General features: G+C 45.3%; 19 protein-coding genes. 4 read left to right on the top strand and 15 right to left on the bottom strand.

The window, feature by feature from the left end; all coding sequences use genetic code 11:
- Positions 1-5: 5 nt before the first annotated feature.
- The 10 genes from ruvB to C2756_RS09800 all read right to left on the bottom strand — a co-directional run bounded on the left by ruvB (position 6) and on the right by C2756_RS09800 (position 9,565).
- Positions 6-1,076 carry a Holliday junction branch migration DNA helicase RuvB gene (ruvB, locus tag C2756_RS09845; RefSeq protein WP_215319045.1) on the bottom strand — a complete coding sequence of 357 codons (1,071 nt, stop codon included), beginning with the start codon at positions 1,074-1,076 and terminating at the stop codon, positions 6-8.
- Positions 1,077-1,103: 27 nt separating this feature from the next.
- Positions 1,104-1,685: a Holliday junction branch migration protein RuvA gene (gene ruvA / locus C2756_RS09840; RefSeq protein ID WP_215319043.1), complete on the bottom strand. Its 582-nt coding sequence runs from the start codon at positions 1,683-1,685 to the stop codon at positions 1,104-1,106.
- A 29-nt stretch (positions 1,686-1,714) separates the two neighbouring features.
- A complete protein-coding gene (gene ruvC / locus C2756_RS09835) occupies positions 1,715-2,233 on the bottom strand; it encodes a crossover junction endodeoxyribonuclease RuvC (protein WP_215319041.1) in 519 nt (172 codons plus the stop codon).
- 21 nt (positions 2,234-2,254) lie between these two features.
- Complete coding sequence (gene purH / locus C2756_RS09830; RefSeq protein ID WP_215319040.1) at positions 2,255-3,835, bottom strand: bifunctional phosphoribosylaminoimidazolecarboxamide formyltransferase/IMP cyclohydrolase; 1,581 nt, start codon at positions 3,833-3,835, stop codon at positions 2,255-2,257.
- A gap of 29 nt (positions 3,836-3,864) precedes the next feature.
- On the bottom strand, positions 3,865-4,104 hold the full coding sequence (locus C2756_RS09825; protein ID WP_215295867.1) for a helix-turn-helix domain-containing protein: 240 nt from the start codon (positions 4,102-4,104) through the stop codon (positions 3,865-3,867).
- Between the two features lie 43 nt (positions 4,105-4,147).
- Positions 4,148-5,164, bottom strand: a complete 1,017-nt coding sequence (dusB, locus tag C2756_RS09820) for a tRNA dihydrouridine synthase DusB (protein WP_215319038.1) — start codon at positions 5,162-5,164, stop codon at positions 4,148-4,150.
- Positions 5,165-5,318: 154 nt separating this feature from the next.
- Entirely contained in the window at positions 5,319-6,476 is a 1,158-nt protein-coding gene (locus C2756_RS09815) for an FAD-dependent monooxygenase (protein ID WP_215319036.1), read from the bottom strand.
- 3 nt (positions 6,477-6,479) lie between these two features.
- Complete coding sequence (gene pepP, locus C2756_RS09810; RefSeq protein ID WP_215319034.1) at positions 6,480-7,844, bottom strand: Xaa-Pro aminopeptidase; 1,365 nt, start codon at positions 7,842-7,844, stop codon at positions 6,480-6,482.
- A complete protein-coding gene (murU, locus tag C2756_RS09805) occupies positions 7,837-8,553 on the bottom strand; it encodes an N-acetylmuramate alpha-1-phosphate uridylyltransferase MurU (RefSeq protein WP_215319032.1) in 717 nt (238 codons plus the stop codon). The genes pepP and murU overlap by 8 nt, the downstream gene beginning before the upstream one ends.
- 10 nt (positions 8,554-8,563) lie before the next feature.
- Positions 8,564-9,565, bottom strand: coding sequence for an aminoglycoside phosphotransferase family protein (locus C2756_RS09800; RefSeq protein ID WP_215319030.1), 1,002 nt, complete (start codon positions 9,563-9,565; stop codon positions 8,564-8,566).
- A 33-nt stretch (positions 9,566-9,598) separates the two neighbouring features.
- Between C2756_RS09800 and C2756_RS09795 the strand changes: the two genes are divergently transcribed.
- The 4 genes from C2756_RS09795 (at position 9,599) to rsmA (ending at position 15,337) form a co-directional block, all read left to right on the top strand.
- Positions 9,599-12,121, top strand: coding sequence for an LPS-assembly protein LptD (locus C2756_RS09795; protein WP_215319028.1), 2,523 nt, complete (start codon positions 9,599-9,601; stop codon positions 12,119-12,121).
- 107 nt (positions 12,122-12,228) lie between these two features.
- Complete coding sequence (locus tag C2756_RS09790; RefSeq protein WP_251372046.1) at positions 12,229-13,575, top strand: peptidylprolyl isomerase; 1,347 nt, start codon at positions 12,229-12,231, stop codon at positions 13,573-13,575.
- Complete coding sequence (gene pdxA, locus C2756_RS09785) at positions 13,541-14,557, top strand: 4-hydroxythreonine-4-phosphate dehydrogenase PdxA (protein WP_371817084.1); 1,017 nt, start codon at positions 13,541-13,543, stop codon at positions 14,555-14,557. Before C2756_RS09790 ends, pdxA begins: the two co-directional genes overlap by 35 nt.
- 3 nt (positions 14,558-14,560) lie before the next feature.
- Positions 14,561-15,337: a 16S rRNA (adenine(1518)-N(6)/adenine(1519)-N(6))-dimethyltransferase RsmA gene (gene rsmA / locus C2756_RS09780; RefSeq protein ID WP_215319020.1), complete on the top strand. Its 777-nt coding sequence runs from the start codon at positions 14,561-14,563 to the stop codon at positions 15,335-15,337.
- 20 nt (positions 15,338-15,357) lie between these two features.
- On the opposite strand, the gene C2756_RS09775 is transcribed toward rsmA, so the two are convergent.
- Genes C2756_RS09775 through lnt form a run of 5 tightly spaced genes read right to left on the bottom strand, consistent with a single transcriptional unit; the run spans position 15,358 to position 21,274 of the window.
- Positions 15,358-16,092, bottom strand: coding sequence for a 1-acyl-sn-glycerol-3-phosphate acyltransferase (locus tag C2756_RS09775; protein ID WP_215319017.1), 735 nt, complete (start codon positions 16,090-16,092; stop codon positions 15,358-15,360).
- A 7-nt stretch (positions 16,093-16,099) separates the two neighbouring features.
- A complete protein-coding gene (gmhB, locus tag C2756_RS09770; RefSeq protein WP_215319016.1) occupies positions 16,100-16,672 on the bottom strand; it encodes a D-glycero-beta-D-manno-heptose 1,7-bisphosphate 7-phosphatase in 573 nt (190 codons plus the stop codon).
- Positions 16,669-18,807: a glycine--tRNA ligase subunit beta gene (gene glyS, locus C2756_RS09765; RefSeq protein WP_215319014.1), complete on the bottom strand. Its 2,139-nt coding sequence runs from the start codon at positions 18,805-18,807 to the stop codon at positions 16,669-16,671. Before glyS ends, gmhB begins: the two co-directional genes overlap by 4 nt.
- The gene (glyQ, locus tag C2756_RS09760; RefSeq protein ID WP_215295854.1) at positions 18,804-19,688 is read right to left on the bottom strand and encodes a glycine--tRNA ligase subunit alpha; all 885 of its coding nucleotides are present in this window, start codon (positions 19,686-19,688) and stop codon (positions 18,804-18,806) included. The genes glyS and glyQ overlap by 4 nt, the downstream gene beginning before the upstream one ends.
- A gap of 59 nt (positions 19,689-19,747) precedes the next feature.
- On the bottom strand, positions 19,748-21,274 hold the full coding sequence (gene lnt, locus C2756_RS09755) for an apolipoprotein N-acyltransferase (RefSeq protein ID WP_215319012.1): 1,527 nt from the start codon (positions 21,272-21,274) through the stop codon (positions 19,748-19,750).
- Between the last annotated feature and the right edge of the window lie 5 nt (positions 21,275-21,279).

Below are 21,279 nucleotides of genomic sequence, written 5' to 3'. Positions count from 1 at the left end.
TGAGTTTAGAGGTCTAGGCTAGCACTGCTACTAGGTGGTGTTAAACCAAAGTGCTCATAAGCTTGCCGTGTTGCTACACGACCACGAGACGTTCTCTGTAAATAACCTTGCTGAATGAGGTAAGGCTCTAAGACATCCTCTATTGTGTCACGTTCCTCGCCAATCGCTGCAGCTAGGTTATCAATCCCAACTGGACCTCCATCAAACTTGTGCAAGATAGCTTCAAGCAATTTTCTATCCATCACATCAAAACCACTTGGATCAACATCCAACATCTTCAGTGCGGCATCAGCCATGGCTTTGGTAATCGTGCCAGTGCCTTTTACTTCTGCATAGTCACGTACACGACGCAGTAAGCGATTGGCAATACGCGGAGTGCCACGAGCACGTTTTGCAATCTCTAAAGATCCCTCTGGATCAATACTTGCCTTAAGTAAACTTGCCGAGCGATTGATGATTTTGGTGAGCTCTTCAGTGGTGTAGAACTCGAGTCTTGCCACAATTCCAAAGCGATCACGCAATGGGTTGGTAAGCATACCTGCGCGAGTCGTTGCGCCAATTAAGGTAAATGGTTTGAGGTCGATCTTGACGCTACGCGCTGCAGGCCCTTCGCCAATCATGATGTCAAGGCTATAGTCTTCGAGCGCTGGATACAGGATCTCCTCAACTACTGGAGAGAGACGGTGAATTTCATCAATGAAGAGCACATCATTAGTTTCTAAATTCGTTAACAATGCAGCGAGGTCGCCAGGTCTATCTAGAACAGGACCGCTGGTTTGGCGCAAGTTGACGCCCAACTCTCGCGCAATAATGTGTGCAAGCGTAGTTTTACCAAGACCTGGAGGACCAAATAGCAAAACATGATCAAGGGCTTCTTGACGTGCTCTAGTGGCGCTAATAAAGATTTCTAATTGGGCACGCGCTTTCGTTTGACCAACATACTCGTCGAGTTGTTTTGGACGTAAAGCTCTTTCAAAGATAGCTTCAGAATTACCTACCGCGCCACTAACAATGCGGTCATTATTCTCCGGTAAATCTTCAGGGATAGAGCTGAGGTCGTCTGTATGAATTGCCATGCTGCCAGTTTAGTGGGGTTTAGCTAATCAGGTCTTAGATAAATACTTTAAACCCAGCCGAATGCCATCGGAAACCGAAGTGTCTGGCGGGATTTGCTTGAGGGCTAAGAGCGCTTCTTTTTCTGAATAGCCTAAAGCAAGCAGTGCTTGTAGCACTTCACTATTGGCATCTAATGCTTGAGGTTTGCCGGTAGCAATTCCTAAGTCTGGGGCAAGCTTGCCTTTCAGTTCTAAGCAAAGACGCTCAGCAGTCTTTTTACCAATCCCGGGAACTTGGGTCAGACGTCCAGCTTCTTGAAGAGCGATTGCTTGAGCCAACTCGTTCACACTCATGCCAGAGAGAACCGCTAATGCAGTTCTAGAGCCAACACCGCTGATCTTAATGAGCTGTCGAAATGCTTCGCGCTCTGTCTCAGTAGCAAAACCAAAGAGTTGCTGCGCATCCTCACGCACTTGGAAGTGAGTGAGAAGGGTGATTTTTTGACCTGCTTGGGGTAATTGATACAAGGTACTCATGGGCACATCCACTTCATAACCAATGCCTTGGCAATCGACCAAGAGGCGAGGTGGATGAATTGAAACGAGGATTCCTTGAATACGACCAATCATGTAGAGATCTTAACCTGTGAAGTGTACTTTTACTTATTGCGTTTCTTGGAGGTTAATGCCGCAGTAATGGCTTTTGGTATTTGAGCGTGATGGGCCGCGCAGATGGCAACTCCTAATGCATCAGAAGCATCAGTCCCTGGCGCACGATTTAATCTGAGGAGACGCTTCACCATCTCTTGTACTTGAGGCTTGGCTGCGCGACCTGTTCCGACAATGGCTTGCTTAACGCGAAGGGCACTGTATTCGGCAACGGGGAGCTTTTCTGCAACGAGTGCGGCAATAACAGCGCCTCTCGCTTGACCTAACATCAAAGTTGAACGTGGATTAACGTTTAAAAAGACTTCTTCAATTGCAGCAGACTCTGGGCGATAGGTTTCTAGAACTTCTTTAAGGCCAGCATAGAGGGCGCCTAAGCGCTCAGGCAAGCCCTTGGCAGGATCTCCACTTTCAATCGTTCCAGAGGCTATATAGATCAGCTTTTGGCCGTCAACATCGATGACACCAAAGCCAGTGGTACGCAACCCCGGGTCGATTCCAATCCAACGCATGCGTATTTTTTCTTCCCTTACTTAATGACGGAAGTGACGAGTGCCAGTAAAGATCATGGCAATACCATGTTCATTTGCTGCAGCAATGATTTCCTCATCACGCATACTGCCTCCTGGTTGAATCGCACAGCTCGCGCCGCCATTAACAACCACATCCAGGCCATCGCGAAATGGGAAGAAGGCATCACTGGCAACTGCTGAACCTTTTAGGCTTAAGCCTGCGTTTTCAGCTTTAATGCTAGCCATACGTGCAGAGTCAACCCGGCTCATTTGGCCTGCGCCAATACCGAGAGTCATGCCATTAGCGCAATACACAATCGCATTGGATTTGACGAACTTGGCTACTCGCCATGCAAACATCATGTCATTCATTTCGCTTTGAGTTGGCTGTCTTTGGCTAACAACGCGCATCTCACTTTGAAGAACATTCTTTGCATCTGGCGATTGAACTAGTAAACCACCGCCAACACGCTTGAAATCAAAATGATTAAATGCAGTGCCGAGTGGAATTTCCAGAAGACGTACATTTTGCTTGACTGCAAAAATGGCTTTCGCTTCATCGCTAAAGCTTGGAGCAATTAATACTTCGACAAATTGCTTGGAAATCGCCTCAGCAGCAGCCCCATCGCAGAGCACGTTAAAGGCAATAATTCCACCAAAAGCTGAACTCGGATCTGTTTTAAAAGCTTTTTGATAGGCTTCTAGTGCTGTTGCGCCAACAGCTACGCCACAGGGATTGGCATGCTTGATGATGACGCAGGCTGCTACGCCGTCAGCATTGCCAGAAAAGCTTTTGACACATTCCCAAGCAGAGTCAGCATCAGCGATATTGTTGTAAGAAAGCTCTTTGCCTTGTAACTGCTGATAGCTTGCAAGAGCGCCAGTTACTGGGTAAATATCTTTGTAGAACGCAGCAGATTGATGTGGGTTTTCGCCATAACGCATCTCTTGTACTTTTTCAAAAGCTAGGTGCAACGTTTTTGGATAAGCAGAGCGGGCTTTGTGATCTAGGTCATCACCCAATGTGGACAGATAATTGGCAATGGCACCATCGTATTGAGCAGTATGTGCAAATACTTTTTTAGCCAATGCTAAGTTCGTCTTATATGGAACTGTATTGTTGTTGGCTTTCATTTCGGCCAAAACTGGCGCGTAATCTTCTGGTGAAATTAAGACGGTGACATCTTGATGATTTTTTGCTGCTGCACGTAACATCGCAGGGCCACCAATGTCGATGTTCTCAACTGCATCCTCGAAGTTGCAGCTTTCCTTTGCCACTGTCTCATTGAAGGGGTAGAGATTGATTACGAGCATATCGATTGTGTCGATGCCATGCTTCTTCAGGGCCGCCATGTGCTCAGGAAAGTCTCTGCGAGCCAATAAGCCACCATGCACCATTGGGTGGAGTGTTTTTACACGGCCATCTAGCATTTCAGGAAACTGAGTTAAAGAAGATACTTCGACTACGGGCAGATTATTTTCGGCTAATAGTTTTGCTGTACCGCCGGTAGAAATGAGTTTGATTCCTTGCTCATGAAGAGCTTTAGCGAAAGGCACAATGCCATTTTTATCGGATACGGAGAGAAGCGCTGTACGGATCATAAGTTTTGGAAGGCTTAATAAATAACTGTTTATTTAATTAGCTGATGTTCAACTAATTTCTTGTGCAGGGTATTGCGGTTGATGCCAAGGTACTGAGCAGCTAAAGATTGATTTTGTTTGGCATGTTGCATAACGAGTTCAAGCATTGGTTTTTCTACCACGGCCAATACCATTTGATAGATGCCGTTTGGTGGCGTACCCTTGAGGTCATTTAAGTAAACCTGTAATTGCGTTTCAATGCATTCGGTGATCGGGTGTTTATTGGTCATAAATATGAATTGATATATGAATTTGGTGCTTAAAGTCGAAAAATTAGGCTGCTTCTAAAAAGAGTAGGCGGTCAGAATGAGATTTCATTTCATCAAAATAATCATTGATCATTTGTAATTGGGTTTTGCAATCATCTGCAGTATTCATACGCTGACGAAAAGCATGTGAGTCGCGCAAACCTTTGCAGTACCAGCCGATATGCTTGCGGGCTGTGCGAAGGCCAATGTGTTCACCGTAGAACTCATAGTGATCTAAAAGATGGGCATTCATGATTTTCTGAATTTCTTTAATCTCTGGAGTGGGTAGCTTGCCACCAGTCTCTAAGTAATGATTGATTTCACGAAAGATCCAGGGGCGCCCTTGTGCGGCACGACCAATCATGATGGCATCGGCACCAGTGCTTTCTAAAACAAATACTGCTTTTTCTGGGCTATTGACATCGCCATTCGCAACCACAGGAATATCCACACTGTTTTTAACGGCGGTGATTGTTTCATATTCTGCTTCACCTAGATAAAGGTCGGCACGCGTACGGCCATGAACGGTAAGCATGGAGATGCCGCAATTTTCAGCAAGGCGTGCAATCTCGATTGCATTTTTATGCTCACGATTCCAGCCAGTCCGAATTTTTAAAGTCACTGGTACTGCATCTGGGCCAACGCCGACTGCATTAACAACCGCTTCTAATATTTGTTGTACAAGTGGTTCATCACGGAGTAGTGCCGAGCCTGCAGCAACGTTACAAACTTTCTTTGCTGGGCAGCCCATATTGATGTCGATAATTTGCGCACCATGGTCTACATTCATTTTTGCTGCTGCAGCCATCATTGCGGGATCTGCACCAGCAATTTGGACTGCAATCGGTTTGAATTCGCCAATGTGATTGGCACGACGTTGGGTTTTTTCACTTTTCCACAAAAGGGCATTGGAAGCCACCATTTCTGAGACGGCGTACCCAGCACCTAATTGCTTACAAAGCTGCCTAAATGGACGATCTGTTACTCCTGCCATGGGTGCGACAAAGAGTCTATTTGCGAGGGTATGAGGGCCAATCTTCATCTATTGCGGGTTTGTGCTGGGGCGACTCGGTGGGTAATTTGCGGAAAGCATGACACTTTAGCACAGTCAGACCAAAATCTGCCTATTTTTTAGGCAGATTACTTGCTTCAGATGAACTATTGAATGCTTGGAGTTTGAAGGCTTTTTAAGCCCCTTAGCGCCTGCCAAACATCATCTGGCGAGCTAAGGCTGTTTTGACTGGTGGAATCCACTGAAGGGCTGATAAGGCCAATCCTCGAGCAACAACTACGGGGGCGAGATTTGAGGTGAACACTCTTGCCATCAAGTCTGTCAAACCAATCGTTGTGGTTCTATCGGCTTTACGACTTTGTGCATAACTTTCCAAAGTATTTTGAATCTGCACTGATGTTTGCTGATCGAGCGCGCTGGAAAATAGCCCCGCCAATTTTTCCGCTAATAAGTAAGCATCTCGTAAACCTAAGTTCAAGCCTTGACCTGCAACAGGATGCAAAGCTTGAGCTGCATTGCCAATCCATACTTCATGGTCTTTAGTAATTTGTTTGCGATAGTTCAGGCCAAGTGCAAATAAACGACGATCTTGAATTTTGAGAAAACGGCCAATGCGTGAGCCAAATTCATGTTGTAAGGATGTTAAAAATTCAGCATCACTCAATTGCAAACGTTGATGTGAGGATTCTGGTGAGCCACACCAAACGAGATTAAGAATGTTGGGCCCGTAGTGACTCGGTAATACTGCCAGCGGTCCTTCGGCAGTAAAGCGCTCCCAGGCTTGATAAGGTATGGAATTTTCTACTTCAACTAATCCTACTAAGGCTGATTGCCCATAGTCTCGACCAGATTCAACCCAATCTTGTTTTTTAAAGAGTCCACCTTCGGCGTGGACTACGCACTGAGCATTAATATGGTCATGCTCAACATTGTTATCAATATGTTGCCAAATAAAATTCGGGCTCTTTACCTGAATGTTTCTTAAGGCTTGGCGAAGCGTAATGTGAATGTCACGATAACGAATAATGTGACCAAGTGCATCCTGACGAAGCTCTTCGCGTGTCATGAGTGCGCGACCAAAGCGACCTGCTTGCGATACATGTACACGATGGATATCAGCGCAATCTGATGGCCATGCGTGGATCGTATCTAGTAGGAGCTTGCTACCATGTGAAAGGGCAATACCTCTACTATCGGCAGCCACAAGCTCTGCGTCATCGGCAGGATTACGGTCTAGTAGCGTCAGTTTTGCTTCGGGAAACTTTTGTAAAATCCATGCAGCGCAGGCAAGCCCAACAGGCCCGCCCCCATGAATCAAGATGTCGTAGTCTTTGGGACTCATTCTTTAGTTATTTTTCATGAGCGCTTCGATTTCATCGGCTTTTACTGGTACGCCACGAGAAATCAATTCACAACCTGATTCAGTGATGACAGCATCATCTTCAATGCGGATACCAATATTCCAAAACGCTTGATCGATATCGTCCGCAGGTCTGACATATAAGCCAGGTTCGATGGTGATGACCATGCCACTTTTTAGAATGCGCCAAGGTTTTTCTTCTTGCGAGCTAGGCATTGACTCGCGATAAGAACCTACGTCATGAACATCCATACCCAGCCAATGGGAAGTGCGATGCATATAGAAGCGGCGGTAGGCGGCAGTTTCAATGGCGTTTTCCAAAGAACCTAATTCTGTAAGTTTGAGAAGTTTTTCATCGAGTAAGCCTTGGGTAAGCACTTTGAGTGCTGCTTCATGGGGTTGCATGAAAGTATTCCCCGGTTTTGTTACTGCAATGGCTGCTTCTTGTGCCGCAAGGGTAATGTCATAGAGCGCACGTTGTGGGCCGGTAAATTTTCCATTGACTGGAAATGTGCGCGTGATATCCGATGCATAGCCATCTAACTCGCAACCAGCATCAATGAGACAAAGTTCACCGCTTAGTAATTCAGTAGAGCCCGCACGATAGTGAAGGATGCAAGCGTTGGCGCCACCAGCAACAATACTGTTGTAGGCAACACTTTGTGAGCCACTGTTGCGGAATTCATGAAGTAATTCAGCTTCGAGTTGATACTCCCGCATACCAGGTTTACAGGCTTGCATCGCACGGATATGTGCTCTTGCAGAGATCGCAGCAGCACGCCGCATGATCTCGATTTCATGAATATCTTTAAATAAGCGCATTTCATGAATCAGTGTCTCAATATCATGAAATTCTGATGGCGGGTTTATGCCACTGCGAGCTTGCCCTCTTACTTGTTTCATCCAGTGGCGTATACGTCGATCTGCCTCCGCACTTTCGGCTAATCGCACATAAACAGCATCATGATCTGCTAATAACTCACCAAGCTTTTGATCAAGCTCTTGGTTACTATGCGCAAACTCGATGCCCAGTATTTCTGGTGCAGCTTCTGGTCCTAAACGAATGCCATCCCAAATTTCTCGTTCGAGATCTTTGGGCCTACAAAATAAATGTGACTCGAGTTGATAATTTTTCCCACTGCTAGCAACTTTCATTACTAAGGTTGCGCCGGGCTCTTCAAATCCTGTGAGATAGTAAAAATCACTGTCATGACGATAGGGAAAGTCGCTATCGCGATTACGTGCGAGCTCTGGCGCAGTTGCAATAACAGCAATGCCACCGCCAGTTTTACTAAAAATGTGTTTTGCTAAAGCATTTCTGCGAAGCTGATAAATATTCGTTTTATTCATATGCTGCGTTGAGCTCTTGTAAGCGTTGTGGCGTACCTACATCGTGCCACGGACCGACATATTTTTCACCAGACACTTGATTTTGCGCCATGGCAGCTTTGAGGAGGGGCGCCAGCTTAGCTGAGATACCTATTTCTAGATCCTTAAAGAGATCTTTGTGGTAGATGCCAATCCCTGAAAAGGTCAACTTTTCAGCTCCCCCAGGATCCTGAGGGTTTACCTTTGCCTCTTTAAGATAAAAGTCACCATCAGGATGGTGACTGGGGTTTGGCACTAGGAGGAGGTGAGCTAAGATTTTGTTGGAGCCATTTCTTAACTTAGAAGCTATCCCCAAAATTTTGCTCACTGGTAAGTTCGGACTAAATACATCCCCATTGATCACCAAAAAATAATCTTCAGCTTGCAGGATGGGTAGCGCCTTGACTATGCCGCCCGCGGTTTCTAAAGCAGTGCCTTCCGGTGAGTATTGGATATTAAGGCCAAATTGATGCCCATCGCCTAAGGAGGCTTCAATCTTTTCACCTAACCACGCGTGATTTATTACCACCTTTTCAATCCCCGCATTTGCTAGTGCTTCTAGATGCCACGCAAGCAATGATTTATTTTGAATGGTGAGCAAAGGCTTGGGTAAATTATCTGTTAAAGGGCGCATACGCTCGCCTCTACCAGCGGCTAATAAAAAGCAAGGAAGAAGATTGCTCTTAGACATGATTTGCAACTTATTCTTTAAGGGTGCGCGTAGATTCTAAAATCCGTGCCAATGGTTTTAGCTCAATATAACGATTTGCGGTGGCAATCACATATTCCAATACCAAAGGAATATCTTTGAGATAGCCATCTTTGCCATCACGATGAAAGAGTCTGGCAAAGATTCCAAGAACTTTGAGATGACGTTGCAAACCCATCCATTCAAAGTCGTGATAGAACTGCCCGAAGTCATCCGGCATTGGTAGGCCAGCTTTACGACCCTCTTCCCAAAATTTAATCACCCAATCGATGACTCGTTCTTCTGGCCAAGCAATGTAGGCATCACGCCATAAAGAAGCGGCATCATAAGTAATGGGTCCATACACCGCATCTTGAAAATCTAACACGCCAGGATTATTTTCTTCGGTCACCATAAGGTTGCGAGAATGATAATCGCGATGTACATAGACCTTTGCTTGCGATAAATTATTCTCAAGGATGAGCTCGAATATTTTCTCGAGTTGTCCTTGTTGTGGCCCTGTTAATTTAATGCCAAGATGTTTATTCAAATACCACTCTGGAAATAAATCTAATTCACGTTGTAAGAGTGCTTGGTCATAGTTTGGTAGAAAGTCTGGCTTACTTGCTAACTGCATTTTCACTAATGCTTCTGTTGCACCTTGATAAAGGTGGTTTGCTGTTTTATCGCTTAGTTCGCTCAGGTATGTTTTATTACCAAGATCGCCTAGGAGAAGAAAGCCTTCAGCAGTGTTTTGTTCCAAAATTTTAGGCACATTTAGACCTGCCTCGGAGAGCAAAAAATCAAGCTTGATAAAGGCATCCAAGGGCTCGTGCTGGGGAGGGGCATCCATAATGATTAGGCTGGCAAAGTTTGAGTTTTTCGACTTAACCCGAAAATAGCGCCGAAAGCTGGCATCCGCCGAGGCCGGTGCTAAGGTATCAAGATCTAATTGCCAGCTAGGCTGGAGGGCTTTTAGCCAGTTGCGAAGGGTATTTAAGCGAACGTCAGTCATGGTCGATTCGTATAATAAGGCGGGTCTGGATCCATGAGTCATTATCGCCGTCGCGCCGGCCTTTGCGCCCCTCTTTTTTTAGCCATCACCCTGCGCGTAATGTTGGGGGTGATATTGCTTCAAGTTGCGCTTCCGACAAGAGCACAAGCTCCTGCTGCGCTGCCCCCGGTTTCACAAGCGACACAAAATTTCACGCTCTTACCAGATCGTGGAAATGTGACTGTTCTCAAGCTAGATGATCAATTGCGAGTAGGCAAGCCAATTGCCGATGGGGAAGCACTTACCTTTACTTCTAGTGATGTGATTGATGGTGTGGTTGAGCGCGACATGCATCTGAAAGGACGCGCGCAAATGCGTCGCAATGGCGCTGTTCTAAAAGCCGATGAAATCACATACAACCCAGATACTGATATTGCAGACTTGCTCGGTAATGCAGAGTTATCTAAAGGTAATGCCATCTTTAAGGGGCCTAAGGGACAATTTAGGGTTGATGCCCGCGAGGGCTTCATGGAGTCTCCTGTATATGAGCTTAGAGATACTCGTGGAAACGGCGTTGCAAAAAAATTAACAATTGAAAATGCAGACATTTTTGTTTTTGATAAAGCTACTTACTCTACGTGTACTCCAGAAAATATGGATTGGTATTTCACGGCAAGTAGCTTGGAAATTGATAACGAACAAAAAGAAATGATTGGAACAAACGGGATAATGCATTTCTTTGATGTGCCAATTGCATATATGCCATTTTTTACTGCACCAATTGGTAGCCAACGTCGATCTGGCTTGCTGACACCAGTTGCTGGATATAACTCTAATAACGGACTAGATATTACTCAGCCTTACTATGTCAATATTGCGCCAAATCGTGACCTGCTTTTATTACCTCGAGAGATGAACCATCGAGGTTTAATGTTAGGTGCAAACTATAGGTTTATTGAAAAAGAATACTCTGGTATTGCATACGGAGAATACTTACCATACGATAAAAAAACGGGCACCAATCGCTGGAAATATGATTGGCAGCAAAAGCAGTTGTTTAATGGCGGGGTTGAACCGGGGGGCGCTCCAACTCCGGGATCATGGAGTGGTTACGCTAATATGGCTCGTGTTTCTGATAGTCTATATCCAACCGATTTTTCTCAAAGTATTGCGGGACAGGTCACTAGTCAGCTCCGTCAAGAAGTTGGCACCGCGAAACAGTTAACGGGCGCTTTAAGTAATTGGGCTATTAGTGCTAAAGCTGCTACATTTCAAACCCTTCAGCCAGACCCTAACAATTTAGTGCGGGCACCCTATAACGTATTGCCAAATATTGCTGCTACCTATAACAGTCAATTAAGTCCAACAGTATCTGATATAAGTGGAAAATATCTTGCTTTATCCTCTGGTCCAAAGACCACTTTTTCTTCGGATTACACTCGGTTTGCTTATGCCTTGGGCGATAACTTTAACGCACCGCCTCCAGGCGCCTATACTCAAGCAGATCGCACTGTTATGAGGGGGGCAATATCGCTTCCGCAGATTACGCCGGGTTATTTCATTACGCCCACCTTCAGTCTTCAGTCTAATACTTATAACGCAAAGCCATATGTCACTGGCAGCGTTCCAAATGCTCAGGGATTTACGATCCCCACTTTTAGTCTCGACTCTGGACTATCACTGGAGAGAGAGGCGACAGAGCTCCAAGCCTTTTTTGGTAGGGATATGTTGTTGACTATGGAGCCAAGGGTATTTTATGCATTTACTCCATATCAAAATCAGGTAAATACGCCGGTATTTGATACTGCTGATGCGGGTTTTGGTGTTTCCCAGATCTTTACTGCAAACACTTTTGTTGGTAACGACCGGGTTGCCGATAGTAATGCAGCAACAGTAGGCCTTACCAGTCGCATGATTGAGGAAAACTCTGGTGCTGAGCGTGCTATTGTCACTGTGGCACAAAAGCAGCAGTTCACAGGGCAAAAAGTTGGCTTGAATGGCAACATTGCTAATCCAACCACTTATTCTGATACTCTGGGTTCAGCTTCGGTGCGTCTGCTTGGTAACTTCAGCGCGGATATGTTTGGTCAATACAACACACAATTAAATCGCTTTGTTCAGACTACGGTTGGAGGAAGTTGGCGACCAACTCCTGGCAGAAGTCTTAATTTTGGCTACCGCAATGTTTGGTCACCGCCAATTCAAGCATCGTCTCAAAATAATCAAATTGCTACACCATCTGCTACCACTACCGATCAATACAATATTTCTGGTCAATGGCCAGTTACACGCGAAGTTTCTGTGTTGGGTCGGTGGGGTTATGATGCCTTGACAACCAGAACCTTAAATACTTTGGTGGGTTTGGAGTGGACTCGAGATTGCTGGACCTTCCGTGGAGTTTATTCTCAAGCCTTGAATACATCGACCATCACAACCACTCAAATCCTCTTTCAGATCGAATTTAGGGGCTTTGCTAGCGCCGGAAGTAATCCAGTTGATATTATGAAGTTAAATGTTCCTGGATACATGCCAACTTCAAAGCCCATCCCACCATCCATATATGAGAATTATCAATGACGCTTTGCAGAATTAGGTTGAAACCTTTTATTTACCCGGTGATTTTTTTTGGGATATCTCTTATTGGAGGGATTGCTAGTGCTCAAGACGCATCAAAAGCAAATATATTGGCGGATAGCAAAATCCGAAATATTGATGGCGTAGCTGCCGTCGTCAATACTGGTTATGTCACTCGCAAGGAAATTGATGATCGTATTACAGCCCTTAAAAAGCAGGGCGCCAAGTTGCCTGATGATGGATCAATACGTAAAATTATTCTTGAGCGCCTCATTATTGAAAAAATTCAGCTGCAAAATGCCGAGCAAGAGGGTGTCGTTGTCACTAACAAAGAGCTCGATAAAATTATTGGTGATATTGCTGCAAAAAATAAACTTAGTTATGCAGAATTTAAAGAGAAGGTAGTTGCATCCGGTACCTCATTTGAGAAATATAAACAGATGTTACGTGACGATATTATCGTTAGCCGATATCGTGAACGTGAAGTAGAGGGGAAGATTAAAATCTCTGATGCTGAAATTGATAATTTCATTGGTGAGAGAACCCGTGCTGTTGGTGGTGGAGTGCCCCGCTCAACCCCTGCTGCTAAAAGCGAAGCAGAAGAAATTGATGTGGCACAGATTTTTATTCCAGTTGATGCTTCAGCGGGCGTTGGCGCTCAGGCTGAGGCAAAAAAGAAGGCTGAGCAGTTATTGCGCGATGCCAAAGGAGACATAGATTTTTTGCAATTAGGCGCCATGGCGGCTAAAGACAATCCTAAAATTAAGTTTCAGGATTTAGGTTACCGAACTCCCGATAGGTTGCCTCAACTATTTTATGAGGCGATTCGAAATACTGGTGGCGGCCAAGTCGCCAATGCAGTGGTTAAAAGTCCTGCGGGATACCATGTGCTAAAAGTATTGGATCGTCGGGCTGCAGTTGTCAGCGCAAATCCACAGCAGCAAGCAGCCCCACAGGAGGCTTCAACTAGCTCGCCGCAAAATATTCCTATTACGCAAACATTGTCGCGACACATCCTATTACGTAATCGTGCTGGTTTATCTGATCAAGATGCAGAGCGACGTCTTGCTGGATATCGCGATCAAGTTCGTGCAAAGACTGCAGATTTTGGCGAGTTAGCAAAAAAGTTTTCAGAAGATGGTTCTGCCCCAAATGGTGGAGATCTAGGTTGGATGGGGCCGGGAGACTTGGTTCCGGAGTTTGAGCAAGCGATGAATCGTTTGCAAATTGGTGAAGTGAGTAACCCAGTAAAGACTGAGTTTGGTTGGCATTTAATCCAAGTCATCGAGCGACGTGAAGCCCAGCTGACTGTTGAAAAGCAACGTCAATTTGCCCGAGCTGCGATTCGGGAAAGAAAATTTGAGCAAGCCTATCAGGATTGGTTGCGCGAATTAAGAGATACAGCAACTGTAAAAATCTTGAATGCAGATGATGCTGCAAGTAGCGACCCACGTTAATTTAGCTATCACTACCGGCGAGCCAGCTGGTATTGGACCCGAGATTTCGGTAGCGGCTGCGCAGCAGTTTTTGACTGAACAGCCGAGTGCAGTGATTACCTTATTGGGTGATGCTGACTTGCTAAAGTTAGTTTCTCAAGGCCCCATTGATTTATCTGCGCGTTTAAAAATTCAGAGTATTCCTCTTTCAGAGCCAGTTGTTCAGGGTGTCGTAAACCCACGGAATGCTCAATACGTGATCAATACTTTGAATGAGGCTATTGATGGATGCTTAAGTGGGCGTTTCAATGCCATGGTTACTGCACCCATTCAAAAGAGTGCGATTAATTTGGCAGGCACGCCATTTACAGGCCATACCGAATATTTAGCAGAGCGGTGTAAGGCGCAGCATGTGGTGATGATGCTTTGTGCCACTCTTCCTAAGAGCTTCTTCAATTTGAAGGAGCCTAGAGACTTGCGAGTGGCGCTTGCTACCATCCACCTACCATTACAAGCGGTCTCTGCCGCATTAACCCAAGAGCTTGTGCTTGAAACAATGCAGATAGTCCAGCATGATTTACGGACAAAGTTTGGTATTTCGAGTCCGGTAATACGTGTTGCAGGATTGAACCCACATGCTGGTGAGTCAGGTTATTTGGGTCGCGAGGAAATCGACGTCATCAGCCCTGCAATTGAGGCTGCTAAAAGGCTTGGTATCGATGTTTCTGGCCCCTATCCAGGTGACACCATGTTTGATCCAGCATCCTTAGGAAGTGTTGATGCTTTTATTGCGATGTACCACGATCAAGGTTTGGCGCCATTTAAATTCGTTACCTTTGGCGGTGGCGTGAATGTCACATTAGGCCTACCAATCATTCGCACTTCAGTGGATCATGGCACCGCTTTGGATATTGCCGGCAAAGGTATTGCAGAGTCAGGCTCTATGTTGGAAGCCCTGCGGTTGGCTTATCAGTTGGCGATTAACCAAAAAGAAAAAAGTTGATTCATGCATCGTGCACGTAAACGATTTGGCCAGAATTTCTTACAAGATCAAGGCATTATTTATTCCATAGTAGCTTTAATTCATCCCAGCCCAGATATGCATGTGATTGAGATTGGCCCTGGCTTAGGCGCTTTAACTAGACCTTTACTGAGTAATCTCGACCAACTGGATTTATTAGAGATAGATCGAGACTTAGTAGCCTATTGGAATCAAGAAAATCTCAAGGGTTTAAGGGTCATAGAAGGTGATGCGCTCAAATTTAATTTTATTGAATGGTCTCAGAATCATTTAGGAAAAAAAGACCTATGCAAGGTAGTGGGTAATTTGCCCTATAACATTTCTTCACCACTACTTTTTCATTTGGTGTCAGCGGCAGCGCATATCGACGAGCAGGTTTTTATGCTGCAAGCAGAAGTCGTCGAGAGAATGGTTGCTCAGGCCGGTAGTTCTGACTTTAGTAGGCTTTCTGTGATGCTGCAGGCTCGCTACCACATGGAATTAGTATTGGAAGTCCCGCCCGAGGCATTTGACCCAGCGCCTAAAGTCAATTCTGCAGTGGTGCGGATGATTCCTAGAAAAAATTTCGACTTGACTCTATCTCAATGGAATGCGCTAGAGCAAGTAGTGGCTGCAGCTTTTGCGCAGAGAAGAAAAATGTTGCGTACAAATCTTCAAGCTTTTGCTGATCGCTTGAAATTAAGTGAGGGAGAGCTCAAAGCTAGGGCTCAAGATATTTCAGTTAATCGCTATATAGAGTGGGCTAAGCTCTTAGCCGCTTAAATGAAGTTGGTACAAGTGGATCATTTATAAGCGCTCGGATCAATGACGCGCATTTCAGTTTCAATCCAACCTTCAACTTCTTGTTGTAACTGCTCCCCAGACTTGCCTTCGGAAGTAATTGCCGGACCAATTGAAAAAATCACAGTACCGGGTTTTTTTAGAAAGCTATTCTTGGGCCAGCAGCTACCGGCATTGTGAGCAATAGGAATAACCAATGCTCCAGTTGCGCTAGCTAGCCGAGCCCCACCTTTGCGATAGGGCTTGGTTGAGCCTCTTGGCGTTCGAGTGCCCTCTGGAAATAGCATGATCCATTTACCTTCGCTAAGGCGTTTACGTCCTTGGCTTGCGACAGATAGAGCCGCCGTTTGTTTATTGGCACGATTGATATGAATCATCTTGAGTAAAGCTAAGGCCCAGCCAAAAAATGGGATCCAAAGCAATTCTCGCTTGAATACAAAACAAAGCTGTTTGGGAAGCAAGGCAATATAAGCAATAGTCTCGTAAGCAGATTGGTGCTTGCTAAGGATCACTACTGGCTGATCTAGTACTGCATGCATATGTTCCATGCCGCGAATTTCATAATGAATGTCACAGAGATGCCAAAGTAACCAAATCACAACCTTGTTCCAGAGTCCAATAAAGCGATAGCGATTTTCAGGGCTCAAGAAAGGAAATGCCAACATGCAAAGCACTGACCAAATTGGGGTGAAGATCAGTAAAAACAGGGCAAATAGGGTTGAGCGAACAAAGACCATCAATATCCTAGACTTGGTTTTCTAGCAGTGTAGTTGCAAAAGCCATCAAATCAGCATGAATTTGAGTGCCTTCAGGCAAACCACCTGTTGCAAGCGTCTTTTGCCCCTTGCCTGTGAGGACTAAATGGGGTGATGCGCCCAATGCAATTCCTGCCTGAAGATCTCGCAAGGAATCGCCCACAATAGGAACGCCCAATAAAGGTTGATTGCTACTCGTTCTTTTATAGCGCAGGGCAATCTCTTTCATGAGGCCAGGCGCTGGTTTGCGGCAATCGCATCCATGGGCATCGGTGTGTGGGCAAAAGAAAATGCTGTCGATGCTTCCGCCCAAAGGTTGCAGCAGTTTTTCCATTTTGCTATGCATCGCATGCAAATCGGTAATCGCAAAATAACCTCTTGCTAATCCAGATTGGTTGGTCGCAACTGCAATTTGATAGCCTGCTTGATTGAGTAGGGCAATAGCCTCGAGGCTGCCGGGAAGTGGTACCCACTCATTTACAGATTTAACGTAGTCGTCACGATCTTCATTAATCACACCGTCGCGATCAAGAATAATGAGTTTCGAAGAGCTAGTGCTCATGCTAGTTTGCCGAGATCGGCAACGAGATTCATTTTCTGGTGAAGTTGTTGCAGGAGCGCCAAGCGATTATCGCGCAGCTCGGGATTGGGATCCATCACCATCACATCTGCAAAGAACTGATCAATCGGCTTACTTAAAGCGACAAGTGCTTTTAAGAGTTCTACAAATTGGCGCTTTTCATAGGCTGCATTCAGGGCTGGTGTTATGGCCTCTAATGCTTGATGCAGAGTAATCTCAGCTGGAATTTGCAAGAGCTTATTTGAGCAGTTTACAGGAATATCTGTGGTGGTTTTTTTGAGAATATTGCTGATACGTTTATTGGCAGCAGCTAATTGCGCCGCCTGCGGTAGAGCATTAAATTCACGAAGTGCACTTAAGCGCTCAATCAGATCATTAATCTGAGCTGGTGATTGACTTAGAACAGCATCAATTTCTGCGCTAGTAAATGGTTTCCCAGCAACTGATTGGTCGCGCAAGTATGCGCGTAGGCGATCGATGATGAATTCATAAATATCAGCTGCCTTAGCTTTTTCTTGTACATCTTTCTGAGAAAACTGTGAGCGTGCGAGCTCAATGATATCCGGTAGGCTTAAGGCAAGGTTCTTCTCTAGGAGTAAGCGGCAAATACCTAGTGCATGACGACGCAATGCATATGGGTCTTTATCACCAGTGGGTGCTAAACCTACACCCCAAATACCAACTAGAGTTTCTAATTTATCTGCAATCGCAAGAATCGTGCCAGTCTGTGTCAGGGGAAGTGCATCGCCTGCAAAGCGTGGCATATAGTGCTCGCTACAAGCAGCTGCCACCTCAGTATTTTCGCCGTCATGCGTTGCATAGTAACGACCCATGATGCCTTGGAGTTCCGGGAACTCACCAACCATATCGGTGAGTAAGTCTGTCTTGGCGATTTCAGCTGCGCGACTAGCTAGCTTCTCATCGGCGCTTATTTTTTTGGCGATACCAGTAGCAATACCTTGAACGCGCTTAGTGCGATCGAGTTGATTGCCTAGCTGATTGTGATAAACCACCTTGCCTAAATCAGCAACCCGAGAAGCTAATGAGCGTTTTTGATCTTGCTGGAAGAAAAAGCGTGCATCAGAAAGGCGAGGACGAACAACGCGTTCATTACCAGAGATGATAGCCTCTGGTGTAGTCGTTTCAATGTTGGAGACAATCAAAAAGCGATTGCGCAATTTACCTTGCTTATCTGTCAGGGCAAAGTATTTTTGATTGGTCTGCATGGTGAGGATCAAGCATTCCTGAGGAACCTCTAAGAACTCTTGGTCAAACCGGCATTCATAAACAGCTGGCCATTCAACGAGGGCGGTGACTTCATTTAGCAGACTATCAGGCATTAAGACTAGATCTTCACCAGCAGCTTTCAAAAGAGCAGCTTCAATTTGGCTGCGGCGTTTATTGAAGCTTGGGATAACCTTAGCTTTACTTTCAAGATCTTTTTCATATTGATCTGCAACACTAATACTAAGAGTGCCTGGAGCTAAGAAACGGTGACCCTCAGTTTGATTGTTAGCCTCAATACCTAGACCATGTATTTTGAGAACAGTGTTGCCATGCAAGGCAATCATGCTATGGGCTGGGCGAGCAAATTGAACATCTGCTAATTCGCCATTTTTTTGTTGCACTTGATAGCGCATCATTTTGGCAATCGGTAATTTACTGAGTGTTTGCTCAAGCGCAGTTTGTGCCGTTTTTTCAAGTGCTGCACCCTTGGCTATTACGTTAAGGTAAAGAGCCTCATTCTTACCTTCACCTGATTTTTCTAAAGTGGCTAGATCAATATCTGTATATCCAAGTGCCGCTAATTTTTTAAGTAGCGGAGGGGTTGCTTTACCCTCAGGGTCATAAGCAATGCTGGTGGGAAGCAGCTTCTCTCTTATTGGATAGTCTTCTGCCTGACTAAGCACATGGCTAATCTGAACTGCTAAACGACGCGGAGTAGCAAAGCTTGTAACAGCGGAGTCGTCCGTTGTTAGATTGGCGGATTTTAGGTGAGCAAAAATACCGTCACTGAAAGCCTCGCCCAAACGACGTAAGGATTTTGGTGGCAACTCTTCTGTAAAGACCTCAATTAATAAGTTAGCTGATTGAGAGTTTGAATGTGATGTGCTCATACTTTAGACTGGTGTTGACACATTGGAAAGCCAAGTTTTTCTCGGGATTCAAAATAGGCTTGCGCAACTGCGCGGGATAGATTTCGAATCCGACCGATATAGGCAGCACGTTCCGTAACAGAGATGGCACCCCTTGCATCCAAGAGGTTGAAGGTATGCGCTGCTTTCAGCACCATCTCATAAGCAGGTAATGCTAAGGGCACTTCCATCAAGCGTTTTGCTTCACTTTCATAATTACTGAAGTTTGCAAACAGCAGATCGGTATTGGAGTGCTCAAAGTTGTAGCAAGATTGCTCTACTTCATTCTGGTGATAAACATCGCCATAAGAGATGCCTTCAGCCCAAACAAGGTCGTACACGTTTGAGCAATTTTGAATGTACATTGCCAGGCGCTCGATTCCATAAGTGATTTCGCCTAAGACGGGCTTGCAATCTAAGCCGCCTACTTGCTGAAAATAGGTGAATTGCGTTACTTCCATGCCATTGAGCCAAACTTCCCAGCCCAAACCCCACGCACCTAGCGTTGGGTTCTCCCAATCATCCTCTACAAAGCGAATGTCATTTTCTTTTAGATCAAGACCAAGGGCAGATAGGGATCCCAAGTAGAGCTCAAGAATATTTTCTGGGGCTGGCTTAAGAACAACTTGATATTGATAGTAGTGTTGCAAGCGATTTGGGTTCTCGCCATAACGACCGTCCTTAGGTCTGCGGGATGGCTGAACATAGGCAGCTTTCCAGGGTTCTGGACCAATGGCTCTGAGGAAAGTAGCGGTATGGGATGTGCCTGCGCCCACCTCAAGGTCAATGGGTTGTAATAGGGCACAACCTTGTTGGTCCCAATAATCTTGAAGTTTGAGAATGATTTGCTGAAAAGTAAGCATGTTTAACCTGGCTAAGCCATTGATTTTACATGGCTAGGGCGCCGCAGAGTTAAAAAAGACTAAAAACGTCTATGGCGAATAAAGGCCCAGATCAAGAGGAGGCACGAAATGCTCAAAATTGGGAAATTTCCCCAAACAACAAAAGGTGTTTTTCCAGCATAGGCTTGAACTTGGGTGCTTAAGCTTGCTTGGGTAAATTCTGGAAGTGATTGCAGTACTTTGCCATCAGGACCTAAGACGGAGCTGATGCCGGTGTTTGTCGCTCGTAGAGCAGGTAACCCCGTTTCGAGAGAGCGTAATTGCGATAGTCTTAATTGTTGGGCAGGTGCTTGAGATTTACCAAACCATGCAAGGTTGGTTAAGTTGATTAAGAGATTTGTGGGCTCAGAATTATTGCGGATACGACTTACAAGCTCGCCACCAAAGACATCCTCGTAGCAAATTGTGATTGCGGCATGCAGTGCAGCTTGGTCTTTGCGAGTAATAGTGAAATGAGCTTGATCATTTCCGCCTCTAGCGAAATCACTTAAGGGAACACTAAAGGCATTTACAAACCAGCGAAAGCCAGGGGGAATAAATTCACCAAAGGGGACTAGGTGATCTTTGTCATAGCGATAAGATTTTGATTCGGGTGAAAGCCCCAAAGCGCGATTCGAATATTCTCTACCATCGTTGGGGATTAGATTTCTTCCAATCACTCCAAAAAGTAAATTACTGCCCGTTTGATTAGAAAAGTTCTGTAAGTTTTCAATGAGATGGGCTGGCAGATTATTTTCTGGCCACGGAAATGCAGTCTCAGGAGCAACAATCAGTTGCGCGCGTGATTGGTATATAGAGTTTTCATAAAACTGAATCTGCTTCAGCACGCCCTCTGGTCGAAAAATCAAACTTTGCGCAAAGTTTCCCTGTATCAACTGAACCGTAATGGGTTCGCCAGTCGGCTGTGTAAAACTCCATAGACTAGACAGGCTGGTGATCAAGGTAAGCAAAGCCATTGATGCTGTGCTCATGAAAAAAGCTTTTTTGAATCGTAGTAATTGCCAGGAGGTATATACAGTTAAAAAAGTACATCCCAGCCCGCCTAAATAAGGCGCAATCGAAGCAAATGGGCCATTGACTTGACTCTCAGCTAGCCCCATCCAAGGAAAGCCAGTAAATATTTCACCGCGCAGATACTCGCTGATCACCCAGCTCGATGCTAAGAAAAATCCCAGCACACTGGAGTCTTTGAAAATACGAATCGATAGGCTGGCAGCAGAAAAATAGAGGGCTACATAGGCCGCAAGCAAAAACACAGCCATACAAGAAAGCAGCGAGTTCATGCCGCCGACATCATGCAGGCTAATGTAAAGCCACCACAAACCCACTACGAAGTAGCCGAGACCAAAAGCAAGGCCATGCACAAAAAATTTCTTCAGCGATTCAGATTCTTGCGCTCTTAATTGCCACCAAATCACGCTGAGGAGGGGGATTTGAATCCAGCCGCCATAGGGTAGTTCTGCAGATCCAGCAAGTAATCCGCCCAATACGAACAGTATCAGCAGTGCCACTGCATGCTTGCGCTTAGAAGATTGCTGATCAACCAAGCCAG

Source organism: Polynucleobacter sp. UB-Siik-W21, assembly GCF_018687415.1.
Classification (GTDB): Bacteria; Pseudomonadota; Gammaproteobacteria; order Burkholderiales; family Burkholderiaceae; genus Polynucleobacter.
The sequence above is the reverse complement of the archived record's forward strand: the minus strand, read 5'-3'. Positions and strand labels throughout refer to the sequence as shown.

Coding starts and splice junctions, on each gene's coding strand:
- glyS (WP_215319014.1), bottom strand. CDS start 18,807: ATGAGCACATCACATTCAAACTCTCAATCAGCTAACTTATTAATTGAG.
- C2756_RS09825 (WP_215295867.1), bottom strand. CDS start 4,104: ATGACCAATAAACACCCGATCACCGAATGCATTGAAACGCAATTACAG.
- dusB (WP_215319038.1), bottom strand. CDS start 5,164: ATGAAGATTGGCCCTCATACCCTCGCAAATAGACTCTTTGTCGCACCC.
- glyQ (WP_215295854.1), bottom strand. CDS start 19,688: ATGCTTACTTTTCAGCAAATCATTCTCAAACTTCAAGATTATTGGGAC.
- C2756_RS09800 (WP_215319030.1), bottom strand. CDS start 9,565: ATGACTGACGTTCGCTTAAATACCCTTCGCAACTGGCTAAAAGCCCTC.
- gmhB (WP_215319016.1), bottom strand. CDS start 16,672: ATGAGCACTAGCTCTTCGAAACTCATTATTCTTGATCGCGACGGTGTG.
- pdxA (WP_371817084.1), top strand. CDS start 13,541: ATGCAGATGATGCTGCAAGTAGCGACCCACGTTAATTTAGCTATCACT.
- ruvB (WP_215319045.1), bottom strand. CDS start 1,076: ATGGCAATTCATACAGACGACCTCAGCTCTATCCCTGAAGATTTACCG.
- ruvA (WP_215319043.1), bottom strand. CDS start 1,685: ATGATTGGTCGTATTCAAGGAATCCTCGTTTCAATTCATCCACCTCGC.
- rsmA (WP_215319020.1), top strand. CDS start 14,561: ATGCATCGTGCACGTAAACGATTTGGCCAGAATTTCTTACAAGATCAA.
- C2756_RS09815 (WP_215319036.1), bottom strand. CDS start 6,476: ATGAGTCCCAAAGACTACGACATCTTGATTCATGGGGGCGGGCCTGTT.
- ruvC (WP_215319041.1), bottom strand. CDS start 2,233: ATGCGTTGGATTGGAATCGACCCGGGGTTGCGTACCACTGGCTTTGGT.
- C2756_RS09795 (WP_215319028.1), top strand. CDS start 9,599: ATGAGTCATTATCGCCGTCGCGCCGGCCTTTGCGCCCCTCTTTTTTTA.
- C2756_RS09775 (WP_215319017.1), bottom strand. CDS start 16,092: ATGGTCTTTGTTCGCTCAACCCTATTTGCCCTGTTTTTACTGATCTTC.
- murU (WP_215319032.1), bottom strand. CDS start 8,553: ATGTCTAAGAGCAATCTTCTTCCTTGCTTTTTATTAGCCGCTGGTAGA.
- purH (WP_215319040.1), bottom strand. CDS start 3,835: ATGATCCGTACAGCGCTTCTCTCCGTATCCGATAAAAATGGCATTGTG.
- pepP (WP_215319034.1), bottom strand. CDS start 7,844: ATGAATAAAACGAATATTTATCAGCTTCGCAGAAATGCTTTAGCAAAA.